This is a genomic window from Streptomyces sp. NPDC050211 (genome assembly GCF_040656035.1).
Taxonomy (GTDB): Bacteria; Actinomycetota; Actinomycetes; order Streptomycetales; family Streptomycetaceae; genus Streptomyces.
Map to the genome: position 1 here is coordinate 14,267 of NZ_JBFALC010000048.1, position 24,667 is coordinate 38,933.

General features: G+C 70.1%; 18 protein-coding genes. 13 read left to right on the plus strand and 5 right to left on the minus strand.

Going from position 1 to position 24,667, the window contains the following annotated elements; translation table 11 throughout:
• Positions 1-11 precede the first annotated feature (11 nt).
• From AB0I98_RS34980 to AB0I98_RS35040, 13 genes are all read left to right on the plus strand, one after another.
• Positions 12-1,052: a substrate-binding domain-containing protein gene (locus tag AB0I98_RS34980; protein WP_362948966.1), complete on the plus strand. Its 1,041-nt coding sequence runs from the start codon at positions 12-14 to the stop codon at positions 1,050-1,052.
• A 252-nt stretch (positions 1,053-1,304) separates the two neighbouring features.
• A complete protein-coding gene (locus AB0I98_RS34985) occupies positions 1,305-2,531 on the plus strand; it encodes a Gfo/Idh/MocA family oxidoreductase (RefSeq protein ID WP_362948968.1) in 1,227 nt (408 codons plus the stop codon).
• Positions 2,532-2,545: 14 nt separating this feature from the next.
• A complete protein-coding gene (locus AB0I98_RS34990; RefSeq protein ID WP_362948969.1) occupies positions 2,546-3,544 on the plus strand; it encodes a sugar phosphate isomerase/epimerase family protein in 999 nt (332 codons plus the stop codon).
• 80 nt (positions 3,545-3,624) lie between these two features.
• Positions 3,625-6,114 (plus strand): PQQ-dependent sugar dehydrogenase, encoded by a 2,490-nt coding sequence (locus AB0I98_RS34995; protein ID WP_362948971.1) that lies wholly within the window; start codon positions 3,625-3,627, stop codon positions 6,112-6,114.
• An 11-nt stretch (positions 6,115-6,125) separates the two neighbouring features.
• Entirely contained in the window at positions 6,126-7,487 is a 1,362-nt protein-coding gene (locus tag AB0I98_RS35000; protein ID WP_362948973.1) for a ThuA domain-containing protein, read from the plus strand.
• 200 nt (positions 7,488-7,687) lie between these two features.
• Positions 7,688-8,893, plus strand: a complete 1,206-nt coding sequence (locus AB0I98_RS35005; protein ID WP_362948974.1) for an inositol-3-phosphate synthase — start codon at positions 7,688-7,690, stop codon at positions 8,891-8,893.
• 53 nt (positions 8,894-8,946) lie between these two features.
• Positions 8,947-10,119 carry an SCO3242 family prenyltransferase gene (locus AB0I98_RS35010; protein WP_362948975.1) on the plus strand — a complete coding sequence of 391 codons (1,173 nt, stop codon included), beginning with the start codon at positions 8,947-8,949 and terminating at the stop codon, positions 10,117-10,119.
• Between the two features lie 377 nt (positions 10,120-10,496).
• On the plus strand, positions 10,497-11,336 hold the full coding sequence (locus tag AB0I98_RS35015) for a sugar phosphate isomerase/epimerase family protein (RefSeq protein WP_362949050.1): 840 nt from the start codon (positions 10,497-10,499) through the stop codon (positions 11,334-11,336).
• Positions 11,333-12,043: an EboA domain-containing protein gene (locus tag AB0I98_RS35020; protein ID WP_362948977.1), complete on the plus strand. Its 711-nt coding sequence runs from the start codon at positions 11,333-11,335 to the stop codon at positions 12,041-12,043. Before AB0I98_RS35015 ends, AB0I98_RS35020 begins: the two co-directional genes overlap by 4 nt.
• Positions 12,043-12,891, plus strand: a complete 849-nt coding sequence (locus AB0I98_RS35025) for a TatD family hydrolase (protein WP_362948978.1) — start codon at positions 12,043-12,045, stop codon at positions 12,889-12,891. Before AB0I98_RS35020 ends, AB0I98_RS35025 begins: the two co-directional genes overlap by 1 nt.
• Positions 12,892-12,894: 3 nt before the next feature.
• The gene (eboE, locus tag AB0I98_RS35030; protein WP_362948980.1) at positions 12,895-14,064 is read left to right on the plus strand and encodes a metabolite traffic protein EboE; all 1,170 of its coding nucleotides are present in this window, start codon (positions 12,895-12,897) and stop codon (positions 14,062-14,064) included.
• A complete protein-coding gene (locus tag AB0I98_RS35035; protein ID WP_362948981.1) occupies positions 14,061-15,449 on the plus strand; it encodes a nucleotide pyrophosphatase/phosphodiesterase family protein in 1,389 nt (462 codons plus the stop codon). The genes eboE and AB0I98_RS35035 overlap by 4 nt, the downstream gene beginning before the upstream one ends.
• A gap of 80 nt (positions 15,450-15,529) precedes the next feature.
• Positions 15,530-16,591: a sugar phosphate isomerase/epimerase gene (locus tag AB0I98_RS35040; protein WP_362948982.1), complete on the plus strand. Its 1,062-nt coding sequence runs from the start codon at positions 15,530-15,532 to the stop codon at positions 16,589-16,591.
• Between the two features lie 71 nt (positions 16,592-16,662).
• Here AB0I98_RS35040 and AB0I98_RS35045 read toward each other — a convergent pair whose 3' ends face one another.
• The 5 genes from AB0I98_RS35045 to AB0I98_RS35065 form a co-directional block, all read right to left on the minus strand.
• Positions 16,663-18,048, minus strand: a complete 1,386-nt coding sequence (locus AB0I98_RS35045) for an OFA family MFS transporter (RefSeq protein WP_362948984.1) — start codon at positions 18,046-18,048, stop codon at positions 16,663-16,665.
• Position 18,049: 1 nt separating this feature from the next.
• Entirely contained in the window at positions 18,050-19,441 is a 1,392-nt protein-coding gene (locus AB0I98_RS35050) for an OFA family MFS transporter (protein WP_362948985.1), read from the minus strand.
• Between the two features lie 122 nt (positions 19,442-19,563).
• A complete protein-coding gene (locus AB0I98_RS35055; RefSeq protein ID WP_362948987.1) occupies positions 19,564-21,708 on the minus strand; it encodes an acetate--CoA ligase family protein in 2,145 nt (714 codons plus the stop codon).
• 4 nt (positions 21,709-21,712) lie between these two features.
• Entirely contained in the window at positions 21,713-22,942 is a 1,230-nt protein-coding gene (gene frc, locus AB0I98_RS35060) for a formyl-CoA transferase (RefSeq protein WP_362948989.1), read from the minus strand.
• A 12-nt stretch (positions 22,943-22,954) separates the two neighbouring features.
• Positions 22,955-24,637 (minus strand): thiamine pyrophosphate-binding protein, encoded by a 1,683-nt coding sequence (locus AB0I98_RS35065; RefSeq protein WP_362948990.1) that lies wholly within the window; start codon positions 24,635-24,637, stop codon positions 22,955-22,957.
• Positions 24,638-24,667: the final 30 nt, after the last annotated feature.

Here is a 24,667-nt window from a genome sequence, read left to right on the forward strand (position 1 = left end):
GGTTCAGTGATATGTCACATCTCACCAGTCGCAGAGGGCTGCTCTTCGGGGCCGCCGCCGTATCCACCGGAGCCCTCCTCGCAGGTTGCACGAGTAACGAGTCGAGCAACGACGAGCCGGCCGCGAACGACCAGCCGGCCGCCGACGACAAGCCCGGCAAGCCGGTCACCATCGGCTTCGCCGGACCGCAGGCCGACCACGGCTGGCTCAACGCGATCAACGACAACGCCAAGAGCCGGGCGAAGAAGTACTCCGATGTCACCCTGGAGATCACCGAGGGCTCCAATGACACGGCCGCGCAGATCGGCCAGATCGAGACCCTGATCAACAAGAAGGTCGACGTCCTGGTGATCCTGCCCGCCGACGGCAAGGCCCTCACCCAGGTCGGGTTGCAGGCGATGCGCGCGAACATTCCCGTCGTCAACCTCGACCGGATCTTCAACACCCCGCAGGCGTACCGCTGCTGGATCGGCGGCGACAACTACGGCATGGGCCTGAACGCCGGCCACTACATCGGCGAGAAGCTCAAGGGGAAGTCGGGCGCCCGCGTCATCGAGCTGGCCGGGCTGGACAACCTGGAGCTGACCCAGCAGCGCACGCAGGGCTTCGACGACGCGCTGAAGAACTACCCCAACGTCAAGAAGGTGGCCCGTCAGGCGGCCGAGTTCACGGTGGAGTCCGGGCAGGCCAAGATGGCCCAGCTCCTCCAGGCCCAGTCGAAGTTCGACGCCCTGTGGAACCACGACGACGACCAGGGCGTGGGCGCGCTGCGCGCCATCGAGCAGGCCGGACGGGACGACTTCCTGATGGTCGGCGGGGCGGGAGCGCTCTCCGCCTTCCAGGCCATCAAGCAGGACGACGGCGTGCTGAAGGCGACCGTCCTCTACCCGCCGACGATGGCCGCGTCCGCGATCGACCTCGCCCGCGCGCTCGGCCAGAGCAAGGGCATCGGCGGCCTCGCCGAGTTCGAGATCCCGGCCTCGCTGACCCTGTACTCGGCCGTCGTCGACAAAACCAACGTCGACCAGTACATGCCCACCGGCTTCAAGTAAGCGCGCCCAGCGCACCCGGGTCCGGCGCGCACCGGGCCGGACCCAGGGGGTGCCTTATGGATCAGGCCGGCTCAAGAGAGGGTGCGTTTTGGCCGAGCTGAGCGGGGTCGCGCGAGCGCATTCGAGCGTGGGGGAGTCGGCGACCGACGACAACGCGGCAGATGTGCGTGCCAGACCCCGCGACCCCGGCCGGATCCATAAGACACCCCCTGACACCCCCCACCGCGCCACGACGACGAGGAGGACCACTCCATGGGACAGCCGAACCCGCCCGAGGGAGCAGAGGGAGCCGGGGGAGCCGGGCCCGACAAGCCGCCGCTGCGTGTCGGCATGGTCGGGTACGCCTTCATGGGCGCCGCCCACTCCCAGGGCTGGCGGACCGCGGGCCGGGTCTTCGATCTTCCCCTGCGCCCGGCGCTGACCGCGATCTGCGGACGGGACTCGGCCGCCGTACGCGCCGCGGCCGACCGGCACGGCTGGGCGTCGGCCGAGACCGACTGGCGCGCCCTGATCGAACGGGAGGACATCGACCTCGTCGACATCTGCACCCCGGGCGACAGCCACGCCGAGATCGCCCTCGCCGCGCTGGCCGCCGGCAAGCACGTCCTGTGCGAGAAGCCCCTCGCGAACACCGTTGAGGAAGCGGAAGCCATGACGGCGGCCGCTCAGGAGGCAGCGGGCCGTGGCCAGTTGGCGATGGTCGGCTTCAACTACCGCCGGGTGCCCGCCACGGCACTCGCCCGGCAGATGGTCGCCGACGGCAAGCTCGGCAGCCTGCGCCACGTCAGGGTGACATACCTTCAGGACTGGCTCGTCGACCCGGAGTTCCCGCTCACCTGGCGGCTGCGCAAGGAGCTGGCCGGCTCCGGCGCCCTCGGCGACCTGGGCGCCCACATCGTCGACCTCGCGCAGTATCTGACGGGGGAGCAGCTGGCCGGGGTGTCCGCGCTCACGGAGACGTTCGTGCGGGAACGCCCGCTGCCGGGCGGGGCCGTGAAGGGCCTGTCCGCCGTGTCGGCCGAGGGCACCGGCCCGGTCACCGTCGACGACGCCGCCCTGTTCACCGGCCGCTTCCCCTCCGGCGCCCTCGCCTCCTTCGAAGCGACCCGGTACGCCACCGGCCGCAAGAACGCCCTGCGCATCGAACTCAACGGCGAGCACGGCTCGTTGGCCTTCGACCTGGAGCGGCTCAACGAGCTCGAGTACCACAACGGCACGGAGCCCGGCACGCACGCCGGCTTCCGCCGCATCCTCGTCACCGAACCCGACCACCCCTACCTGGAGGCCTGGTGGCCGCCCGGCCACGGCCTCGGCTACGAGCACACCTTCGTCCACCAGGCCCGCGACCTCGTCCACGCCATCGCCGAGGGCCGCGCGCCGGAACCGTCCTTCGCGGACGGCCTCCAGGTGCAGCGCGTCCTGGCGGCAGTCGAGGAGAGCGCCGAGAAGAACGCCGTCTACACACCCATCGCCGTCTGAGGAGGCCTTGATCCATGCCGCGGAACTTCACGCTGTTCACCGGCCAGTGGGCCGACCTCCCCCTCGAAGAGGTCTGTGTCCTCGCCCGCGACTTCGGCTACGACGGACTCGAACTCGCCTGCTGGGGCGACCACTTCGAGGTCGACAAGGCCCTCGCTGACCCGTCGTACCTCCAGTCCCGGCACGCGCTGCTCGACAAGTACGGCCTCAAGTGCTGGGCGATCTCCAACCACCTCGTCGGCCAGGCCGTCTGCGACGCCATCATCGACGAGCGCCACCAGGCGATCCTGCCGGGCGAGATCTGGGCCGACGGAGACCCGGAGGGGGTGCGGCGGCGCGCTGCGGACCGTATGAAGGACACCGCGCGTGCGGCGTCCGCCTTCGGTGTCGACACCGTCATCGGCTTCACCGGCTCCGCGATCTGGCACCTGGTCGCGATGTTCCCGCCGGCCCCCGAGTCGATGATCGACCGCGGCTACCAGGACTTCGCCGACCGCTGGAACCCGATCCTCGACGTCTTCGACGCCGAGGGCGTGCGGTTCGCCCACGAGGTCCACCCGAGCGAGATCGCGTACGACTACTGGACAACTCACCGCGCGCTGGAGGCGGTTGACCACCGGCCCGCGTTCGGCCTGAACTTCGACCCCTCCCACTTCGTGTGGCAGGACCTCGACCCGGTCGGCTTCCTCTGGGACTTCCGCGACCGCATCTACCACGTCGACTGCAAGGAAGCCCGCAAGCGGCTCGACGGCCGCAATGGCCGCCTCGGCTCGCATCTGCCCTGGGGCGACCCGCGCCGCGGCTGGGACTTCGTGTCGGCGGGCCACGGCGACGTCCCCTGGGAGGACGTCTTCCGCATGCTGCACTCCATCGACTACCAGGGCCCCATCTCCGTGGAGTGGGAGGACGCCGGCATGGACCGGCTGCAGGGCGCACCCGAGGCCCTGACCCGCCTCAAGACCTACGACTTCGAGCCGCCGTCGGCCTCCTTCGACGCGGCCTTCGGCAACTGAGCAGTTCACTTCTCCGGGGTGACGGCGCACCCCGGCGCAAGGCACCCGCATGGACAACCAGCCCCATTCTGGAGGCACCCGTGCACGCGAACGACCGCACCACCAGCACCGACAGAAACGAGACCCACAGACGACGCCGCCTGTCCTTCCGTAAGGCCGTCGCCCTGCTCAGCGGGACGCTGCTGGCGGGCGCGTCCCTCACCCTCGTAGCGCCCCCCGCCAGCGCCGAACCCTCGGTGGCCGCCGAGGACTTCCAGCAGGTCACGCTCGCCAAGGGCGAGCCGGAGACCGGCGAGCCCATGTCGCTCGCCGTCCTCCCGGACCGCTCGGTCCTGCACACCTCCCGCGACGGCGAACTCCGCCTCACCGACGCGGCGGGCACCACCAAGCTCGCCGGCAAGCTCGACGTCTACTCGCACGACGAGGAAGGCCTCCAAGGCGTAGGCGTCGACCCGGGATTCGCCGACAACCGGTTCATCTACCTCTACTACGCGCCCCCGCTGAACACCCCGGCGGGCGACGCCCCCGAGACCGGCACCGCCGCCGACTTCGCCCCCTTCGACGGTGTCAACCGCCTCTCCCGCTTCGTGCTGAAGACGGACGGCACCCTCGACAAGGCCAGCGAGACGAAGATCCTCGACGTCCCGGCCACGCGCGGCATCTGCTGCCACGTCGGCGGCGACATCGACTTCGACGCGGCGGGGAACCTGTACCTGTCGACCGGTGACGACTCCAACCCGTTCCAGTCGGACGGCTTCACCCCCATCGACGAGCGGTCCAACCGCAACCCGGCCTTCGACGCCCAGCGCACGGCCGGCAACACCAACGACCTGCGCGGCAAGATCCTGCGCATCAAGGTCAACGCCGACGGCTCGTACGCCATCCCCGACGGCAACCTCTTCGCACCCGGCACGGACAAGACGCGGCCCGAGATCTACGCGATGGGCCTGCGCAACCCGTTCCGCTTCAGCGTCGACAAGGAGACGGGGATTCTGTACGTGGGTGAGTACGGCCCCGACGCCGGAGCCGCCGACCCCGCCCGTGGCCCCGGGGGCCAGGTCGAGTTCGCCCGCATCACCGAGCCCGGCAACTTCGGCTGGCCGTACTGCACCGGTGACAACGACGCCTACGTGGACTACGACTTCGCAACCGGCGCCTCCGGTGCGGCATTCGACTGCGCCGCCCCCAAGAACACCTCGCCGAACAACACCGGCCTGACCGACCTTCCCCCGGCCCAGGCCGCCTGGATCCCGTACGACGGCCCGTCCGTCCCCGAGTTCGGTGACGGCTCGGAGTCCCCGATGGGCGGCCCGGTCTACCACTACGACCCGAACCTCGACTCGCCGGTCAAGTTCCCCGAGGCGTACGACGGTGACTTCTTCGCGGGCGAGTTCGGCCGCCGCTGGATCAAGCGCATCACCTCGGACGCCGACGGCACGGTCCAGGCGATCAACGACATCCCGTGGACCGGCACCCAGGTCATGGACATGGAGTTCGGCCCGGACGGCGCGCTGTACGTCCTCGACTACGGCGTCTCCTGGTTCGGCGGCGACGAGCACTCCGCCCTGTACCGCATCGAGAACGCGACCGACGGCCACTCCCCGGTGGCGCAGGCGTCCGCTTCCGTGACGTCCGGTCAGGCGCCGCTGAAGGTGCGGTTCTCGTCCGAGGGCACGAGCGACCAGGACGGCGACGCGCTCACGTACAGCTGGGACTTCGGCGACGGGCGTACGTCGACGGCCGCGAGCCCCTCACACACGTACAAGAAGAACGGGACGTACACGGCGACGCTGACCGCGAAGGACGCGAGCGGCCGGAGCGGCAGCGCGAGCGTGCAGGTCGTGGTGGGCAACACCGCGCCGAAGGTGACCCTGGAACTCCCGAAGGACGGGCAGCTGTTCAGCTTCGGGGACGCCGTGCCGTTCAAGGTGAAGGTCACCGATCCGGAGGACGGGACCATCGACTGCGCCAAGGTCAAGGTCACCTTCGTCCTCGGCCACGACAGCCATGGTCACCCGGTGACCTCGGCGAACGGCTGCACCGGCACCATCCAGACAAGCGCCGACGGCGGCCATGACGAGGACGCGAACATCTTCGGCGTCTTCGACGCGGAGTACACCGACGGCGGTGGCGGCGGCCAGGAGGCGCTCACCAGCCACGACCAGTCCGTCGTCCAGCCCAAGCACCGCCAGGCCGAGCACTTCGGGAAGGCCTCGGGAGCCAAGGTGCAGACACGTGCCACCGCGCACGGCGGCGAGACCGTCGGCGACGTCAACAACGGCGACTGGATCTCCTTCGAGCCCTACGTCCTGAGCAACGCCAAGAAGATCACGGCACGGGTCGCCTCCGCCGGGACGGGCGGCAAGCTCGAGATCCGCGCGGGCTCACCCAAGGGACGCGTACTCGGCACCGCGACCGTACCGGTGACGGGCGGCTGGGAGACCTACCAGGACGTCAGCACGTCCCTGAAGGGCGCACCACGCGGGACGACCACGCTCTACCTGGTCTTCAAGGGCAGTGGCACCGGCGCCCTGTACGAGGTGGACGACTTCACCTTCACCACGGGCTGAGAGGAGACGTGATGCGATCAATCAGCCGAATGGCAACCGCGGTGGTGGGCGCGGCACTGGTCCTCGGCTGCGTCTCGGGGCCGGCCGCGTCGGACCCCGACGCGGACGCCGGGCGGGTGCTGGTCTTCTCCAAGACCGCGGGCTTCCGCCATGACTCCATCCCCGAGGGCGTGGCAGCCCTCAAGGAACTCGGCGCGTCGAGCGACTACACCGTCGACGCGACCGAGGACGCGGGCGCCTTCACAGCGTCAAACCTGCGGCGCTACGACGCCGTGGTCTTCCTCTCGACGACCGGGGACGTCCTCAACGGCAAGCAACAGCGCGCCTTCGAGGGCTACATCCGGCAGGGCGGCGGCTATATGGGCGTCCACGCCGCCGCCGACACCGAGTACGACTGGGCGTTCTACGGCGGCCTCGCCGGTGCGTATTTCGAGTCGCACCCGGCGATCCAGCGCGCGACGGTGCACGTCGAGGACCACGCGCACCCCGCGACCGCGGGTCTGAACACCAACTGGGACCGGACGGACGAGTGGTACAACTACCGCTCCAATCCCCGGGACCGGGCCCATGTCCTGGCCTCGCTGGACGAGTCCTCGTACACGGGCGGCACGATGGACGGCGACCACCCGATCGCCTGGTGCCAGCAGTACCAGGGCGGCCGCTCCTTCTACACGGGCGGCGGCCACACCAAGGAGTCCTTCGCCGAACCCGCCTTCCGGCAGCACCTGTTGGGTGGGCTGCGCTGGACCGCCGGCGACGCCCAGGCCGACTGCCGTCCGGAGAACGGGTATCGCCCGATCTTCGACGGCACGTCCGCCTCACTGGCCGACTGGAAGCAGGCGGGCCCGGGTTCGTTCGACCTGAACGACGACGGCACGCTCACGACGACCGGCGGCCTCGGCATGCTCTGGTACGCCTCCAAGGGCCTCGGAGCGTACTCACTGAAGCTCGACTGGAAGGTGGACGGAGACGACAATTCTGGGGTATTCGTGGGATTTCCGCCCTCGGACGACCCGTGGTCGGCTGTCAACAACGGCTATGAGATCCAGATCGACGCCACGGACGTACCGGAGAAGACGACCGGGTCCGTCTACGGCTTCCAGTCCGCCGACCTGGCCCAGCGCGACCGCGCGCTGAACCCGCCGGGGGAGTGGAACACGTACGAGATCCGCGTGGAGGGCGAGCGCCTCCGCGTGTGGCTCAACGGCGTCCGGATCAACGACTTCACCAACAGCGATCCGGTCCGGAGCCTGCGCGACGGACATGTCGGCATCCAGAACCACGGAGCCGACGACCAGGTGTCCTTCCGCGACATCCGGATCAAGGAACTGCCCGCGAAGGGGTCGAAGACCTCGGCCGCTCCGGGCAACTGAACGACGGCGGGCGGGGGACGCCGGACTCCCGCTCGCCGTCTCCCACTTGTGCGTTCCCGGACGACGGCTTGTGCATGGTGTTCGCGCACGGTGCTCGCGCACGGTGCTCGCGCACGGCGCTCGCACGCGGTGCTTGCGCACGGCGTTCACGCACGGTGTTCGTTGGCGTCCGGTGTTCGCGTACGACAAGGAGGCTGCCCATGTCCGCGTCACTTCCTCGACCGCCTCGTGTGGGGGTATGGCTGATCGGAGCCCGCGGCTCCGTGGCCACGACCGTCGTCGCGGGGTGCGCCGCCGTCACGGCGGGCCTGCATCCGCCCACCGGAATGGTCACCGAGACCCCCGACTTCACGGACTGCGGTCTGCCACCCCTGTCCTCCCTCGTCTTCGGCGGCCACGACACGGTCGACTGCCCCCTGCCGAAACGCGCCGAGGCCCTCGCGGCGGGCGGCGTCCTCCCACCCGGCCTCCCCGCGGCGATCGCCTCCGAACTGACCGCGGCGGACCGGGAGGTCAGGCCCGGCGGCCCGGCCCCCGGCGACACCCGGGACGAGGACGACCTGATCGCCGCCTTCGCCGCGGACATCCAGGATTTCGTACGACGGTGTGGGCTGGAGCGCGCGGTGGTGGTGAACGTCGCCTCCACGGAACCCCCGGCCACCGGCGCCTCCCTGCCACCGAGTTCCCTGTACGCGGCGGCCGCCCTGCGCGCGGGCTGCCCGTACGTCAACTTCACCCCGTCGACCGGCCTGCACCACCCCTCCCTCGCCGCCCTGGCCGAGGCGAGCGGTCTGCCGTACGCGGGCCGTGACGGCAAGACCGGCCAGACGCTGCTGCGTTCGGCGCTGGGCCCGATGTTCGCGCAGCGCGCCCTCGCCGTCCGGGCCTGGTCCGGCACGAACCTGCTGGGCGGCGGTGACGGCGCCGCCCTCGCGGATCCCGGCGCCGCGGCGGCGAAGAACGCCGGCAAGGAACGCGTGCTGGCGGACACCCTCGGCACCGTCCCCGAGGGCGAGGTCCACATCGACGACGTCCCCGCCCTCGGCGACTGGAAGACCGCCTGGGACCACATCGCCTTCGACGGCTTCCTCGGCACGCGGATGGTCCTCCAGACCATCTGGCAGGGCTGCGACTCGTCCCTCGCGGCCCCCCTCGTACTGGACCTCGCCCGGCTGGCCGCCCGCGCCCACGAGACAGGCCTGTCCGGCCCACTGTCGGAACTCGGCTTCTTCTTCAAGGACCCGGTGGGGGAGGGGCCTTCGGCCCTTGGGGAGCAGTACGCGGTGCTGCGGGAGTTCGGGGTGCGGCTGAAGGCGGGGGAGTTGGGGGACGGCTCGAGGGCTGCGACCGCGGGGGAGCCGAGGGACGGTTCGGTGGCCGGGACCGGGGCCGGGGAGGAGCGGTGAGTGGGGGCCGTGAGGGCGCGAGGGCTTGGCTGCGTGTCGTGGGTGACGGGGGGATGGGGGATCGAGCAGGCCGGGGGGACGGTCCGGGCGGTGTCGATGCCGGTGGTGTCGAGACCGTGGGCCAGGGCGATACCGGTACTGGTGAGGCCGCGCGCCGGGTTGGTGCCGAAATCGACCTGACCCCGCGTCAGGTCCACGCCCGTACTGCCGCCCCGAGCCGGGCCCGCGCCTGGGCCGAACTCCTACGTCTCCCGGCCCTGTTCACGGTGCCCGGCGATGCCCTGGCAGGCGCCGCCGCAACCGGGGTGCACCCCAACCGCCGCACTCTGCTCGCCATCGGCTCCTCCCTCCTTCTCTACGAGGCCGGCATGGCCCTCAACGACTGGGCGGACAAGGACGAGGACGCCGTGGAACGCCCGCACCGCCCCCTCCCCTCCGGCCGCATCCACCCCACCGCAGCCCTCACGGCAGCCTGCGCCTTCACCGCCGGGGGCCTCACCCTGGCCGCCCGCGCCGGCCGCCCCGCCCTCGCGGTCGCGGTGCCTCTTGCGGCGACCGTCTGGGCCTACGACCTCGCCGCGAAGCACACCCCCGCAGGCCCGCCCACCATGGCCCTGGCCCGCGGCCTGGACGTCCTCCTCGGCGCCGCGGCGACCGCCGGCCGCACCCGCGACGCCCTCCCGTCCGCCGCCGTCCTCGGCGCACACACCCTCGCGGTCACGACCGTCTCCCGCCAGGAGACGCGGGGCGGTTCACCCTTGGCCCCCTTGGCGGCACTGGCCACAACCGCGGTGCTGTCACGGCTGCTGACCCGCCCGAGCCCGAGGCACGCCTCCGCGGAGCCGCCGACGGAATCCCCAGCCAGCGCCAGCCGCACCCCGTTCCGGCGGCCCCCGGATCAAGTGACCGCAGCCGTCCTCGGTCTGTCGGCCACCACGAACCCCGCCGCCAGGTCGAGCCAAGCCCTGCCGCCCCCGGCCACCCCGAACCCCCTTCCCACAGCCCTTGCCACGGCCTACGCGGCAACCGCGGTCCGCCCCTACTTCCACGCCACGCTCAACCCGTCACCCCCGCTCACCCAACGCGCCGTCGCCGGCGGCATCCGCGCGATGATCCCTCTCCAAGCCACCCTCGCCGCCCGCTCCGGCGCCCCCGTCACCGCCCTGCTGACCGCCGCCCTGGCCCCACTCGCCCGCAGGTTCGCAAGGAAGGTGACCATCACATGACCCCGGAACCTCGCCTTCCCCAGCACACCCGCGCATCGGCCCCCACCTGGGGTGACGACAAGGCAGTCCTCGCACAAGCCGACCCGGCATCCGCGCAGGCCCGTCGCGGCCCAGGGGTTCGGCTCCCGCAGAGCATTCCGGCATCCGACCGGGCCCACATCGGAGGCGAGCCCGACCCGGCGCGAGCCGCCATGGCATCTGCCGCGTCCCGCGGCGCCCGTGAGGCACGCCGCGAGCAGAGCACCCCGGTATCCAACGCCGACGCCCGCCTCGCACAAGCCGCCCCAGCAACCACCCCGAACCCTGACCCCAACCCCCTCCGTTTCGGCTACGGAACCAACGGACTCGCCGACCTCCGTCTCGACGACGCCCTCGCCCTGCTCGCCGACCTCGGCTACGACGGAGTCGGGCTGACCCTCGATCACATGCATCTCGACCCGATGGCGCCCGACCTCGCCGCCCGCACTCGCCGGGTCGCGCAGCGGCTGGACGCGCTCGGGCTGGAGGTCACCGTGGAGACCGGTGCCCGCTATGTGCTCGACCCGCGTCGCAAGCACGGCCCTTCTCTGCTGGACGCCGATCCGGCGGATCGGGCGCGCCGGGTCGACCTGCTGATCCGGGCCGTCCGGGTCGCCGCGGACCTCGGCGCGCACGCGGTCCACTGTTTCAGCGGAATCACCCCGGCCGGAACGGACACGGACACGGCGTGGAAGCGGCTGGCCGAGTCGCTCGAACCGGTTCTGGATGCCGCCACCGACAACGACGTCCCGCTCGCCGTCGAACCCGAACCGGGTCACCTCCTCGCCACCCTCGCCGACTTCCACCGTCTCCGGGAGGCCTTCGGCGACGCCGAGCACCTGGGCCTGACCCTGGACATCGGCCACTGCCAGTGCCTGGAACCCCTGCCGCCCGCCGACTGTGTACGTGCCGCCGCCCCCTGGCTGCGGCACGTCCAGATCGAGGACATGCGCCGCGGCATCCATGAACACCTCCCTTTCGGAGACGGCGACATCGACTTCCCGCCGGTACTCGCCGCCCTCGCCGCCACCGGCTACCAGGGCCTGACCGTCGTCGAACTGCCCCGCCACTCCCACGCGGGCCCGCACCACGCCGAACTCTCCCTTCCCTTCCTCCAGCACGCCGCCGCCCAGCACACCCCGCCCGTCGCACCACCCCACGGCGAGCCCTCCGCCACCCCTGAAGGGAGCACCCCATGACGCAACCGCACGCCGCGCCGGAGCCCCCAGCGGCCGGCACTCCAGGCGGCACCGCACTCGCCCTGACCCCGCTGGACGAGCTGCACCGTCACCTCACGACCCGTCTCGCCGGTGCCGCCCGGGCCTGGCTGGACCAGGCTCTCGACGAGGCCGCCGCCCATCCCGGCACACACGGCCCCATCTCCGTGTGGGAGCTGCGCCTCGCCGAGGCCGGCCGCCGCTGCGGAGCCGACCACGCCGACGCCGCCCGCGTTCTGATCCTGCACGCGGCCCACGCCGACACCGACGCCCTCACCCGGGTCTACTCCCAGGGCACCGCCGCCGAACGCCGAGCCGTCCTGCACGCCCTGCCCCACCTCGTGCCGGGCCCGGCCGCCCTCCCGCTCGTCGAGGACGCCCTGCGCACCAACGACACCAGCCTCCTCGCCGCGGCCGTCGGCCCGTACGCCGCCCGGCACCTCACCCCCCACCACTGGCGGCACGCGGTCCTGAAGTGCCTGTTCACCGGCGTGCCGATCGACGAGGTGGCCGACCTGGAACGCCGCGCCCACGCCGACGCCGAACTCGCCCGCATGCTCGGCGACTACGCGGCCGAACGCAGCGCCGCGGGCCGTCCCGTACCGGAGGACCTGCACCGCGTCCTGGCCCTGACCGAGCCCGGACCCCCACGGCACTCAGCTGCCGACCCCCACGGCAAGGAGTCCTGATGCGCATCTTCGACCCCCACATCCACATGACGTCACGGACCACCGACGACTACCAGGCCATGCACGCGGCCGGCGTCCGCGCCGTCGTCGAACCCTCCTTCTGGCTCGGCCAGCCCCGCACCTCTCCCGCCACCTTCCTCGACTACTTCGACTCCCTCCTCGGCTGGGAACCCTTCCGCGCGGCCCAGTACGGCATCGCCCACCACTGCACGCTCGCCCTCAACCCCAAGGAGGCGAACGACCCGCGCTGCCTCCCCGTCCTCGACGAACTGCCCCGCTATCTCGTCAAGGACCAGGTCGTGGCCGTCGGTGAGATCGGCTACGACTCCATGACCCCCGCCGAGGACACCGCGCTCGCCGCCCAGCTCCAGCTCGCCGCCGACCACGAACTGCCCGCGCTGGTGCACACCCCCCACCGCGACAAGCTCGCCGGCCTGCGCCGCACCCTCGACGTCGTCCGGGAGTCCGCGCTGCCCCCGGAGCGCGTCCTGGTCGACCACCTCAACGAGACCACCGTCAAGGAGGCCAAGGACAGCGGCTGCTGGCTGGGCTTCTCCGTCTATCCCGAGACCAAGATGGACGAGCAGCGGATGGTGGCGATCCTCCAGCAGTACGGCCCCGAGCAGGTGCTGGTGAACTCCGCCGCCGACTGGGGCCGCAGCGACCCCCTGAAGACCCGCAAGGTCGCCGACCTGATGCTGGCCGAGGGCTTCACGGAGGACGACGTCGACCGGGTGCTGTGGCGCAACCCCGTCGCCTTCTACGGCCTCAGCGGACGACTCGTCCTCGACGTCGCCGCCACCGACGCCACCCACGAGGGCAACTCCATCCTGCGCGGCGGGGAGTGAGCGATGCGCTTCCGCCACCCCGACGGCTCCACCGTCCACCTCGCCTACTGCACCAACGTCCACCCCGCCGAAACCCTCGACGGCGTCCTCGCGCAACTCCGCGACCACTGCGAACCCGTGCGCCGCCGCCTCCACCGCGACCGCCTCGGCATCGGCCTCTGGCTCGCCAAGGACGCCGCTCACGCTCTCGTCACCGACCCCTCCGCCCTGCGCGGACTGCGCACCGAACTCGACCGCCGCGGCCTCGAAGTCGTCACCCTCAACGGCTTCCCCTATGAAGGATTCGGCGCCGAAGAGGTCAAGTACCGCGTCTACAAGCCGGACTGGGCCGACCCGGAACGTCTCGACCACACCTTTGCCCTGGCCCGCGTCCTCGCCGCGCTGCTCCCCGACGACGTCACCGAGGGCACCATCTCCACCCTGCCCCTGGCCTGGCGCACCGCCGCCACCGAGGAGCGCACCGCGACAGCCCGCACCGCCCTGCTCACGCTCGCCGAACGCCTCGACGCCCTCCACGAGTTGACCGGCCGCTCCATCCGCATCGGCCTGGAACCGGAACCCGGCTGCGTCGTCGAGACCACCGCCGACGCCCTCGCCCCGCTGACCGCGATCGCCCACGACCGCATCGGCATCTGCGTCGACACCTGCCACCTCGCCACCTCCTTCGAAGACCCGCACACCGCCCTGGACGCGCTCACGGAAGCCCGCGTCCCCGTCGTCAAGTCCCAGCTCTCCGCCGCCCTGCACGCCGAACACCCCCATCTCCCCGAAGTCCGTACGGCCCTCGCCGCCTTCGACGAACCCCGCTTCCTGCACCAGACCCGCACGGCCACCGCCGCCGGCCTGCGCGGCACCGACGACCTCGGCGAAGCCCTCAACGGCGACTCCCTCCCCGACGCCGCTCCCTGGCGCGCCCACTTCCACGTCCCGCTGCACGCGGCCCCCGCCGCGCCCCTCACCTCCACGCTCCCCGTGCTCAAGTCCGTGCTGACCCGCCTGGTGGGCGGCCCGCACCCGCTCACCAGCCACCTCGAGGTCGAGACATACACCTGGCAGGCCCTCCCGCCCGAGCTGCGGCCCCGCGGCCGGACCCAGCTCGCCGACGGCATCGCCGCCGAACTCACCCTCGCCCGCGATCTGTTGACGGACCTCGGCCTGAAGGAACTGCCATGACCCGATCCGAAGGGCCCACTCCTCTCCTCGTCCTCGACGTCGTCGGTCTCACCCCCCGCCTGCTGGACCACATGCCCCACCTCAAGACGCTCGCCCAGTCCGGCTCCCGCGCACCGCTCGGCACCGTCCTGCCGGCCGTCACCTGCGCCGCCCAGTCCACGTTCCTCACCGGCACCCACCCGTCCGAGCACGGCATCGTCGGCAACGGCTGGTACTTCCGCGAACTCGGCGACGTCCTGCTGTGGCGGCAGCACAACGGCCTGGTTGCCGGGGACAAACTCTGGGACGCCGCCCGCCGCGCGCACCCCGGCTACACGGTCGCCAATATCTGCTGGTGGTACGCCATGGGCGCCGACACCGACATCACCGTCACCCCCCGTCCGGTCTACTACGCCGACGGCCGCAAGGAACCCGACTGCTATACCCGGCCCCCGGCCCTGCACGACGAACTCACCGAGAAACTCGGCACCTTCCCCCTCTTCCACTTCTGGGGACCCGGCGCGGACCTGGTCTCCAGCCGCTGGATCATCGACGCGACCCGCCACATCATGCGCACCAGGCACCCCGACCTGACGCTCTGCTACCTCCCTCACCTCGACTACGACCTGCAGCGCTTCGGCCCCGACGACCCACGCTCCCTCAAGGCGGCCGGCGACCTGGACGCGGCCCTGGCCCCGCTCCTGGCCGACGCCCGCGCCGAAGGCCGTACCGTCGTCGCCCTGTCCGAGTACGGCATCACCCGCGTGAGCCGCCCGGTCGACATCAACCGCGCACTGCGCCGCGCCGGCCTGCTCGAAGTCCACACGCAGGACGGCATGGAGTACCTCGACCCCATGGCCTCACGGGCCTTCGCGGTCGCGGACCACCAGATCGCCCATGTCTACGTACGCCGACCCGAAGACCTGGAGGCCGTCCGGCAGGCGCTGCACGATCTGCCCGGCATCGAGCAACTCCTCGACGACGAGGGCAAGAAGGCCCACCATCTCGACCATCCGCGCTCCGGCGAGCTCGTCGCCGTGGCGGAGCCGGATGCCTGGTTCACGTACTACTACTGGCTCGACGACGACCGCGCGCCCGACTTCGCGCAGCTGGTCGAGATCCACCGCAAACCCGGCTACGACCCGGTCGAGCTCTTCATGGACCCGCTCGACCCCTATGTGAAGGTCAAGGCGGCCACCGCCCTGGCCCGCAAGAAGCTCGGCATGCGCTACCGCATGGCGGTCGTGCCCCTGGATCCCTCACCTATTCGCGGCAGCCACGGCCGCATCCCGGCGAGCGACGACGACGGTCCGCTCTTCATCTGCTCCACCCCCCGCGCTGTCGGCGACCGCGTCGCGGCCACCGATGTGAAGTCACTGCTGCTCCAACTAGCCGGTCTCAGCTGACGGGTGAACCCATCAGGTCCGACTGGTCACAAGTGAAGCACTCACCACTGACAACGCCCTCCCACCACGAGGAGTTCCAGATGAGCCGCACACCTCGCACCGCCAGATCCAGCAAGGCGCACGACCCCGAACTGGCCCACCGCCTGAGCAGACGAGGCATGCTCGGCGTGGCCGCCGGTGCCACCGCCGCCGCCCTGCTCGGCGCCGCCTCCACCCCCGCCGTCGCCGCGACCGACGGGACGGCCGACGCCCAGCGCCGCGGCCGTCCCGTCCTGCCCCCCGGCCGCCTGGGCATCCAGCTCTACAGCCTCCGCGACAAGGTCTCCACCCTCGGTTTCGCCGCCGTCTTCGCCGAACTGGAGAAGTACGGCTACGACGAGGTCGAGTTCGCCGGATACACCCAGGGTTCGGCGGGCCCGATCACGCTCGCCCAGCTCAAGCGGCTGGCGAGGAACCACGGCCTGAACCCGATCGGCAGCCACGTCGGCTACTACTCCAGCGACCCCAACGCCTACACCTTCGCGCAGAACCTCACCAAGGTCCTCGACGACGCCCAGGCCCTCGGCCTCAAGCACATCGGCACCGCGTCGAACCCGTTCCGCTACGGCTCGACCGTCGATGCGTGGAAGCGCGCCGCCGAGGAGTTCAACACCTACGGCGCGGCGGCGAGGGCGCGCGGCATGAAGTTCTACCAGCACAACCACTCCGAGGAGTTCTCCTTCGCCACCGACAAGCCGAACGTCCGCCTCTACGACGTGCTGCTCGCCGAGACCGACCCGAAACTCGTGTACCTGGAGATGGACATCTTCTGGGCGTACTCGGGCCAGTTCCGTTTCTCCAAGCGGGTCGACGGCACGCCCGCTCCCTTCGAGCCCCTCGACTACGTACTCAAGCAGCCGGACCGCTACCCGCTGTTCCATGTGAAGGACGGCGAGAGCGACCCGTCGAACACGTACGGCTACCGCATGACCGACGTCGGTGACGGCGACATCGACTACCAGCGGTTCATCTCCGCCGTGACCCGTCTGCGCGGCCACCGGCTGGCCCACCACTGGCAGGCAGAACACGACAACCCGACCGAGTCCTTCACGTTCGCCCGCCGGTCCAGTGCGCACCTGCACTCACTGCGTGAGAAGTGCTGAACGGCACACTCACACACGAGGAGGCCCCTCCCGAGGTCCGGGGGAGGGGCCTCCTCGTCCGCGCGCCGTCTTCAGTGCGCGGTCGCAGCCGGGCTGTCCCTTCCCGGCTGCCGCAGCAGCAGCGCAAGCGCCGCCGCCACCATCGACACGCCGCCGGCGAGGGCGTACGCGCCGTTGTATCCCCAGGCCGCCACCACCATGGAGCCCAGGCCGCCGCCGAACAGACCGCTGACCAGCTTGCCGCTGTACACCAGGCCGTAGTTGGTGGCGTTGTAGTTCTCCCCGAAGTAGTCCGGGGTGAGCGCCGCGAACAGCGGGTAGAAGGCGCCGCCGCCGAAGCCGGAGAGGAAGGCGAAGAACAGGAACAGCGCCTCGCTCCGCACGTCACCGGCCCAGATCACGCCGAACTGGGCGAGGCCCAGGACGACGATGACGAACACCAGGGTGGACTTGCGGCCCCATCTGTCGGACAGCCAGCCCACCACGCCGCGTCCGATGCCGTTGATGACCGCCATGACCCCCATCGAGGACGCGGCGACCAGCGGCCCGAAGCCGACCTCCTTGGCGAAGTCGACCTGGAACGAGATACCGAAGATCGACACGCCCGCGGTCATCACGACGGAGATCCACATCAGGGGCAGCATCCCCGTCCTGATCGCCTCCTTCGGTGTGTACTGCTTCACCGCGGGAGGGTTCTTGGCGAGCCCGGCGGCGTTCCTCCGGTCGCCGGAGAACGTCAGCGGGTCCACGTCCGCGGGCCACCAGTTCTTCGGCGGGTCCTTGAAGAAGAACGCGCACCCGAACACCACGACCACGATGTAGCAGCCGATGAGGTCGAGCACCCGGTGGTAGTTCGCCGTGTCGAAGCCGTAGTTGAAGATGAAGATGAACGGCAGCGACCCGTACGCGAACCCGCCGTTGACGAAGCCGGTCCTTGCGCCCCGTCGCTCGGGGAACCACTTGCCGACCATGTTGATGCAGGTCGCGTAGACCAGTCCGGCGCCGACTCCGCCGACGACACCGAAGCCGAGAATCGCGAGCCAGACGTTGCCCAGATGGGACAGGGCGAGGAAACCGGCGAGGCACATGAAGGAGCCGATGTACATCGCCCTGCGGGCCGTGAGGATGCCCTTCTCCCGCAGCCAGCCCGCCGGGAAGGCGATGCCGGCCTGGAAGAAGACCCACACGCTGAGGATCCAGAAGGTGTTGCTCTGCGTCCAGCCGTGGGCGTGGGACAGGGTGTCCTCCGCCGAGCCGTACGCGTACTCGAAGACGCTGATGGCCATCATGGCGATCCACGGCAGATACACCATGAGCTTGCGGGAGTGACCCAGGATGTCCCGGTCGGTCTCGCCGACACGGTAGACGCGGCCGTGGGCGTCGGTCACTTCACGGTAGGGACGGTTCGCGGCGCCGGGTTGTGCGGGGTTGTTCGATGCGACGGGGTCAACCGTCATGTCACGCCATCTCCTCGCCGAGCGGGTGCGGGTTGGGCTTGGTGATGAGACGCCCCCTGTAGTCGCGTCCGGGCGCCTTGAGGAACAGGGCAATGAAGAACGCTGCGAAGGAAAGGGCGCCGGCCAGCGTGAAGGCGCCATTGAGCCCCCAGGCCGTCACTGCGACGGAGCCCATTCCGGCGCCCAGGCCGGAGACGAGCTTGGAGCTGTAAACCATTCCGTAGTTGGAGGCGTTGTTGTTCTCACCGAAGTAGTCGGCAGTCATCGCCGCGAACATCGGGAAGATCGCGCCGCCACCGAAGCCGGAGATCGCGGAGAAGATCAGGAACAGCGGCAGGTTCTTCATGTCGGCCGACCAGATGATGCCGAACTGCGAGGCCCCCAGGACGATACAGACGAAGAGCAGGCATTCCTTACGTCCGTACCGGTCGGAGAGCCAGCCGATGACTCCGCGGCCGGTGCCGTTGACGATGGCCTTCAAGGACATGGCCGTCGCCACGATCCCTGCCGCGAAGCCGGCGGACTCGCCGATGTCGACCTGGAACGAGATACCGAAGATGTTGACGCCCGAGGTGAAGGCGAGACAGACCCACATCACCGCGACACGGCCGGTCTTCCATGCCTCCTTGGGCGACATCTGCTCGACCGCCGGCGGGTTCTTCTGCAGCGAGCGGGCCGCACGCGGGTCCTTCGGCGGGTTGAGCGGGTCGATAGCCGCCGGCCACCAGTTCTTCGGCGGGTCCTTGAAGAAGAAGCCGGCGTACGCCACGGCTCCAGCGAGGAAGAGCCCCGCCGTGACCAGCACCCACTGGTAGTTGGTCACGTCCATGTAGCCGTGGAAGAGGAAGACGAACGGCACCGAACCGTAGGCGAACCCGCCGTTCACGAATCCGGTCTTGCCACCCTTGCGCTCCGGATACCACTTGCCGACCATGTTGACGCAGGTCGCGTACACCATGCCCGCGCCCATACCGCTGAACACGCCGAAGCCGATGACGGCCAGCATGACGTGCGGTGCGAAGGCCAGCGACAGGTAGCCGATGAAGGTACCGGCGGCGCCGAGCACCATCGCCCAGCGAGCAGGCAGCTTTCCGGACTCACGGAGCTTTCCCGCCGGGAAGGCGACTGCGGCCTGGAAGAAGACCCAGACGGTCAGCATCCAATAGATGCTGGTGCTGGACCATGCGTGCGCCTCGTGCAGGGTGTCCTCGGCGGACGCGAACGCGTACTCGGCGGAGGAGATGCCCATCATGCCGATCCAGGGCAGGATCACCATCCACTTGCGCTTGCGACCCATGATGTCGATGTCGGACTCGCCGATGCGGTAGACGCGTCCGTTCTTGTCGGTCACCTCCCGATAGGCGGTGACCCGTGAAACGTCGGTGGTAGTCACAGTTGATTGCACCCCTAGCGTTCGAAAGTTCTGGCCAGCGCCCCCTGTCCAATGCCTTTCGTGCGCGCGCGGGTCCCGGGGCCGGCCGACGCGCACCGTCGGCCGGCCCCTGCTCCCTCACCTCATGAACCGCCCCCCAACAGGCCGGCCGCCCGCGCCCACCGGTACTTGGCGCCGAGCACGGCCACGGGCTTCTCGGTCGTGTACGGGTACGCCACGACCCCCCGCTCGTACAGGTACTGGCAGGCCTCCTCGACCTCGACGTCACCCGCGAGCGACGCGACGACGGGCTTGTGAATGCCGCGCTCCCGGAAGTCGGCCACCACGCGCGCGGTGAGCTCCGCGAAGACCATCGGGGGAGTGACGATCGTGTGCCAGTAGCCCAGGACCAGCGCGTGGATGCGCGGATCCTCCAGCCCGAGCCGGATCGTCGCCTCGTACGTCGACGGCGGCTCGCCCCCCGTGATGTCCACCGGGTTGCCCGCGGCCCCGAAGGGCGGGATGAATTTCCGGAAGGCCTCGTCCAGGTCCGGCGGGATCTCCATCAGGGACAGCCCGTTGTCGGTCACCGCGTCCGACAGCAGCACACCGCTGCCGCCGGCCCCGGTGATGATCACGATGTTGTCCCCCTGGGGAGCCGGAAGCACCGGCAACCCGCGCGCGTACTCCAGCATTTCGTTCAGCCCGGGCGCCCGGATGACACCGGCCTGCTTGAGGATGTCGTCGTACACGGCGTCGTCGCCCGCGAGCGCCCCGGTGTGCGAACCGGCCGCCTTCGCACCGGCCGCCGTACGCCCCGCCTTGAGGACCACGACCGGCTTCTTCGGTACGGTCGCCCGCGCGGCCCGCACGAAGGCGCGTCCGTCCTTGAGGTCCTCCAGGTGCATCGCGATGCACTCGGTGTGCGGGTCCTCGCCGAACCACGTCAGCAGGTCGTCCTCGTCCAGGTCCGACTTGTTGCCGAGGCCGACGATCGCCGACACACCCGTCTTGGTGGTGCGTGCGAACCCCAGGATGGCCATCCCGATGCCGCCGGACTGCGAGGTCAGCGCCACCCCGCCCTTGACGTCGTACGGCGTGCAGAACGTGGCGCACAGGTCCTGCCAGGTCGAGTAGTAGCCGTAGATGTTCGGCCCGAGCAGCCGGACGCCGTGCCGTTCGGCGATCGCCACGATCTCGGCCTGGAGTGCGTGCTCGCCGGTCTCCGCGAACCCGGAGGGAATGAGGACGGCGTTGGGGATCTTCTTGCGTCCCACCTCCTCCAGCGCCGAGGCCACGAACTTGGCGGGAATCGCGAAGACCGCCACATCCACCTCACCGGGAACGTCCGTGACACTCTTGTACGCCTTGCGGCCCAGAATGTCATCGGCCTTGGGATTCACCGGATGGATCTCTCCGGAGAAGCCGCCGTCGATGAGGTTGCGCATCACCGAGTTGCCGATCTTGCCCTGCTCGTTGGAGGCGCCGATCACGGCGACCGAGGAGGGCTGCATCAGGCGGCGCATGGAGGTGAGGATCTCGTCGCGCGTGTACGTCCGCCGGGGCGCCGGCTGCGACTCGGCGAGGATGACCCGGATGTCCGCCGCGACCGCGCCCTCGGGGGTGGCGATCACCGGGTTGAGGTCCACCTCGGCGATCTCCGGGAAGTCGGCGACCAGTTGGGACACCCGGCGGATCTGCTCGGCGATCGCCCACCGGTCCACGGCCGGCGCCCCGCGCACACCGTGCAGGATCTCGGCCGCGCGGATCGAGTCCAGCATGGACAGCGCCTCGTCCGCGTCGACGGGCGCGAGGCGGAAGGTGACGTCCTTGAGGACCTCGACGAGAACGCCGCCGAGCCCGAAGGCGACCACCTTCCCGAAGGTCGGGTCGGTCACCGCGCCGACGATGACCTCCTGACCCTGGGGGAGGAGTTCCTGGACCTGTACGCCCTCGATGCGCGCATCGGCGTCGTAGGCGCGGGCGTTCTCGATGATCTTGTGGAAGGCGGCCCGTACGTCGCCGGCGCCCTCGACGCCGACGATCACACCGCCGGCGTCGGTCTTGTGCAGGATGTCCGGGGAGACGATCTTCATCACGACGGGGCCGCCGAAGCGTGCCGCGTACGACACCGCCTCCTCGACGTCCGTCGCCAACTCCTCGCCGGGTACGGCGATCCCGTACGCGTCGGCGATCACCTTGCCCTCGGGTGCGGTCAGCGCGGTGCGTCCCTCGGCCCGCACGGCGTCGAGGAGCGTGCGCACCCTCAGGAGGCGGTCTTCGGCCATCACGTCAGATCACTCCGTTCGACTTGAGCAGGCGCAGTTCCTCGTCGCCGAGGCCGAGCTCGCCGATGTAGACCTGTTCGTTGTGCTCGCCGAGCAGCGGTGAACTGCTCACCTCGACGGGCGAGTCGGAGAGCTTGAGCGGGCTGCCGACGGTGACGAACTCGCCCCGCTCGGGGTGCGGCACCGTCACGACCATCTCGTTGGCGACCAGCGACCGGTCCTCGATGATCTCCCTGGTGGACAGGATCGGCCCGCACGGGATGTTGTGCGCGTTGAGCTTCTCCAGCACCTCCCACTTGGGAAGCGTCGAGGACCACTCCTCGATCAGCTGGAACATCTTGTTGAGCTTGGGCAGCCGGGCCTCGGGGCTCGACCACTCGGGGTCGTCGGCCAGTTCGGGCCGGCCGATGAGCTCGGTGATCGGCTTCCATCCGACGGGCTGCACGATCACGTACACGTAGTCGTTCGGGCCGCCCGGCGCGCACTTGACGGCCCAGCCGGGCTGACCGCCGCCGGACGCGTTTCCGGACCTGGGAACCTCGTCGCCGAAGTCGTCGTTGGGATATTCAGCGAGGGGCCCTTGTGCCAGGCGTTGCTGATCCCTCAGCTTCACCCGGCACAGATTGAGTACAGCGTGCTGCATGGCCACGTTGACCCGCTGACCGCGCCCGGTGTTCTCCCGCTGGAAAAGCGCCGCGAGAATCCCCGCCACGGCGTGCACGCCCGTTCCCGAGTCACCGATCTGGGCCCCCGTCGCCAGCGGCGGCCCGTCCTCGAAACCCGTGGTCGACATCGACCCGCCCATGGCCTGCGCGACGACCTCGTAGGCCTTGAAGTTGGTGTACGGCCCGTCCCCGAACCCCTTGATGGAGGCATAGACGATCCGCGGATTGATCTCCTGGATGCGGTCCCAGGTGAAGCCCATACGGTCGACCGCGCCTGGCCCGAAGTTCTCGACCATGACGTCCGAGCGCCGGATCAGCTCGGTGAGGATCTCCTTGCCGCGTTCGGTCTTGGTGTTGAGGGTGATGCTCCGTTTGTTGCAGTTGAGCATCGTGAAGTAGAGGGAGTCGACGTCCGGGAGGTCGCGCAGCTGCTTGCGCGTGATGTCACCGGTCGGCGCCTCCAGTTTGACCACGTCCGCACCGAGCCAGGCGAGCAGCTGGGTGGCGGAGGGCCCGGACTGGACGTGCGTCATGTCGAGGACGCGGATGCCTTCGAGAGCCTTGGTCATGCCGAGGTCACCTCACTTGTACATCGTCTGGTTCATGGTTCCGGGGGCGTACGCGTCCGGGTCGACCCAGACGTTGATCAGCGACGGCTTGCCCGACTCACGGGCGCGCCGGAGTGCGGGGCCGATGTCGGCGGGGTCGCGGACCTCCTCGCCGTAACCGCCCAGCATCTGCGCGAACTTGTCGTAGTGGACGTCGCCGAGGGTGTTGCCGACCCGCTCGCGCTCCAGGCCGTACTTCTGGGCCTGGCCGTAGCGGATCTGGTTCATGGAGGAGTTGTTGCCGACGATGCCGACGAACGGGAGGTCGTAGCGGACGAGGGTCTCGAAGTCCCAGCCGGTGAGGGAGAAGGCGCCGTCACCGAAGAGGGCCACCACTTCCTTGTCGGGCCGCGCCTGTTTGGCGGCGAGCACGAAGGGGACGCCGACGCCGAGCGTGCCCAGCGGGCCCGGGTCCATCCAGTGCCCGGGTGACTTGGGCTGCACGACCTGTCCGGAGAAGGTGACGATGTCGCCGCCGTCGCCGATGTAGATCGAGTCCTCGGTGAGGAAGTCGTTGATCTCGCTGACCAGCCGGTACGGGTGGATCGGCGAGGCGTCCGACTTGAGGTTCGGCAGCCGCTTCTCGAGGGCCGTCTGCTCGGCGGCGCGCAGCTCGTCGAGCCACTCCTTGCGCTTCGACGCGCCCCCGTTGACGCGTCCGGAGGCCGCCTCGGTCACCGACTTCAGGACCAGCCCGGCGTCGCCGACGATCCCGAGGTCGATGTCGCGGTTCTTGCCGACGGTCCGGTAGTCGAGGTCGATCTGCACGACGGTCGCGTCCGGTGACAGCCGCTTGCCGTAGCCCATGCGGAAGTCGAAGGGCGTGCCGACGATGACGATGACGTCGGCGCCGGAGAAGGCGTACCGGCGGGAGAGCTGGAAGTGGTGCGGGTCGCCGGGCGGCAGGGTGCCGCGGCCGGCGCCGTTCATGTACGCCGGGATGTTCAGCGTGCGGACCAGCTCGATGGCCGCTTCGGTGCCGCGGGTCGTCCACACCTGGCTGCCGAGCAGGATGGCCGGCTTCTCGGCGTGCACGAGCAGGTCGGCGAGCTTCTCGATCGCCTCGGGGTCGCCGGCCGAGCGTGTCGAGGCTCGATAGGCACCGGCCTTCGGCACACGCGCTTTCTCCACCGGCACCTTGGCGTCGAGCACGTCGCGCGGGATCTCCAGGAAGGAGGGCCCGGGCGCGCCGTGGTAGCACTCGCGGAACGCCATGGAGACCATGTCCGCCGCCCGCGCCGTGTCCGGCACGGCCGCCGCGAACTTGGTGATCGGCGTCATCATGTCGACGTGCGGGAGGTCCTGGAGGGACCCCATCTTGTGCTGGGTGAGGGCCCCCTGGCCGCCGATCAGCAGCATTGGGGACTCCGCGCGGAAGGCGTTGGCGACACCGGTCACGGCGTCGGTCGTTCCGGGACCGGCGGTGACCACCGCGCAGCCGGGCTTGCCGGTGATGCGTGCGTAGCCGTCGGCGGCGTGGGCGGCGACCTGCTCGTGACGGACGTCGACGACCTCGATGCCCTCGTCGACGCAGCCGTCGTAGATGTCGATGATGTGGCCGCCGCACAAGGTGTAGATGCGGTCGACCCCCTCGGCTTTCAGGGCTTTGGCGACGAGGTGACCGCCGGAGATCACGTCCTGAGTGTCGTCGGGCATGGCGAAGTCCTGTCCCTTCATAGGGGGTTG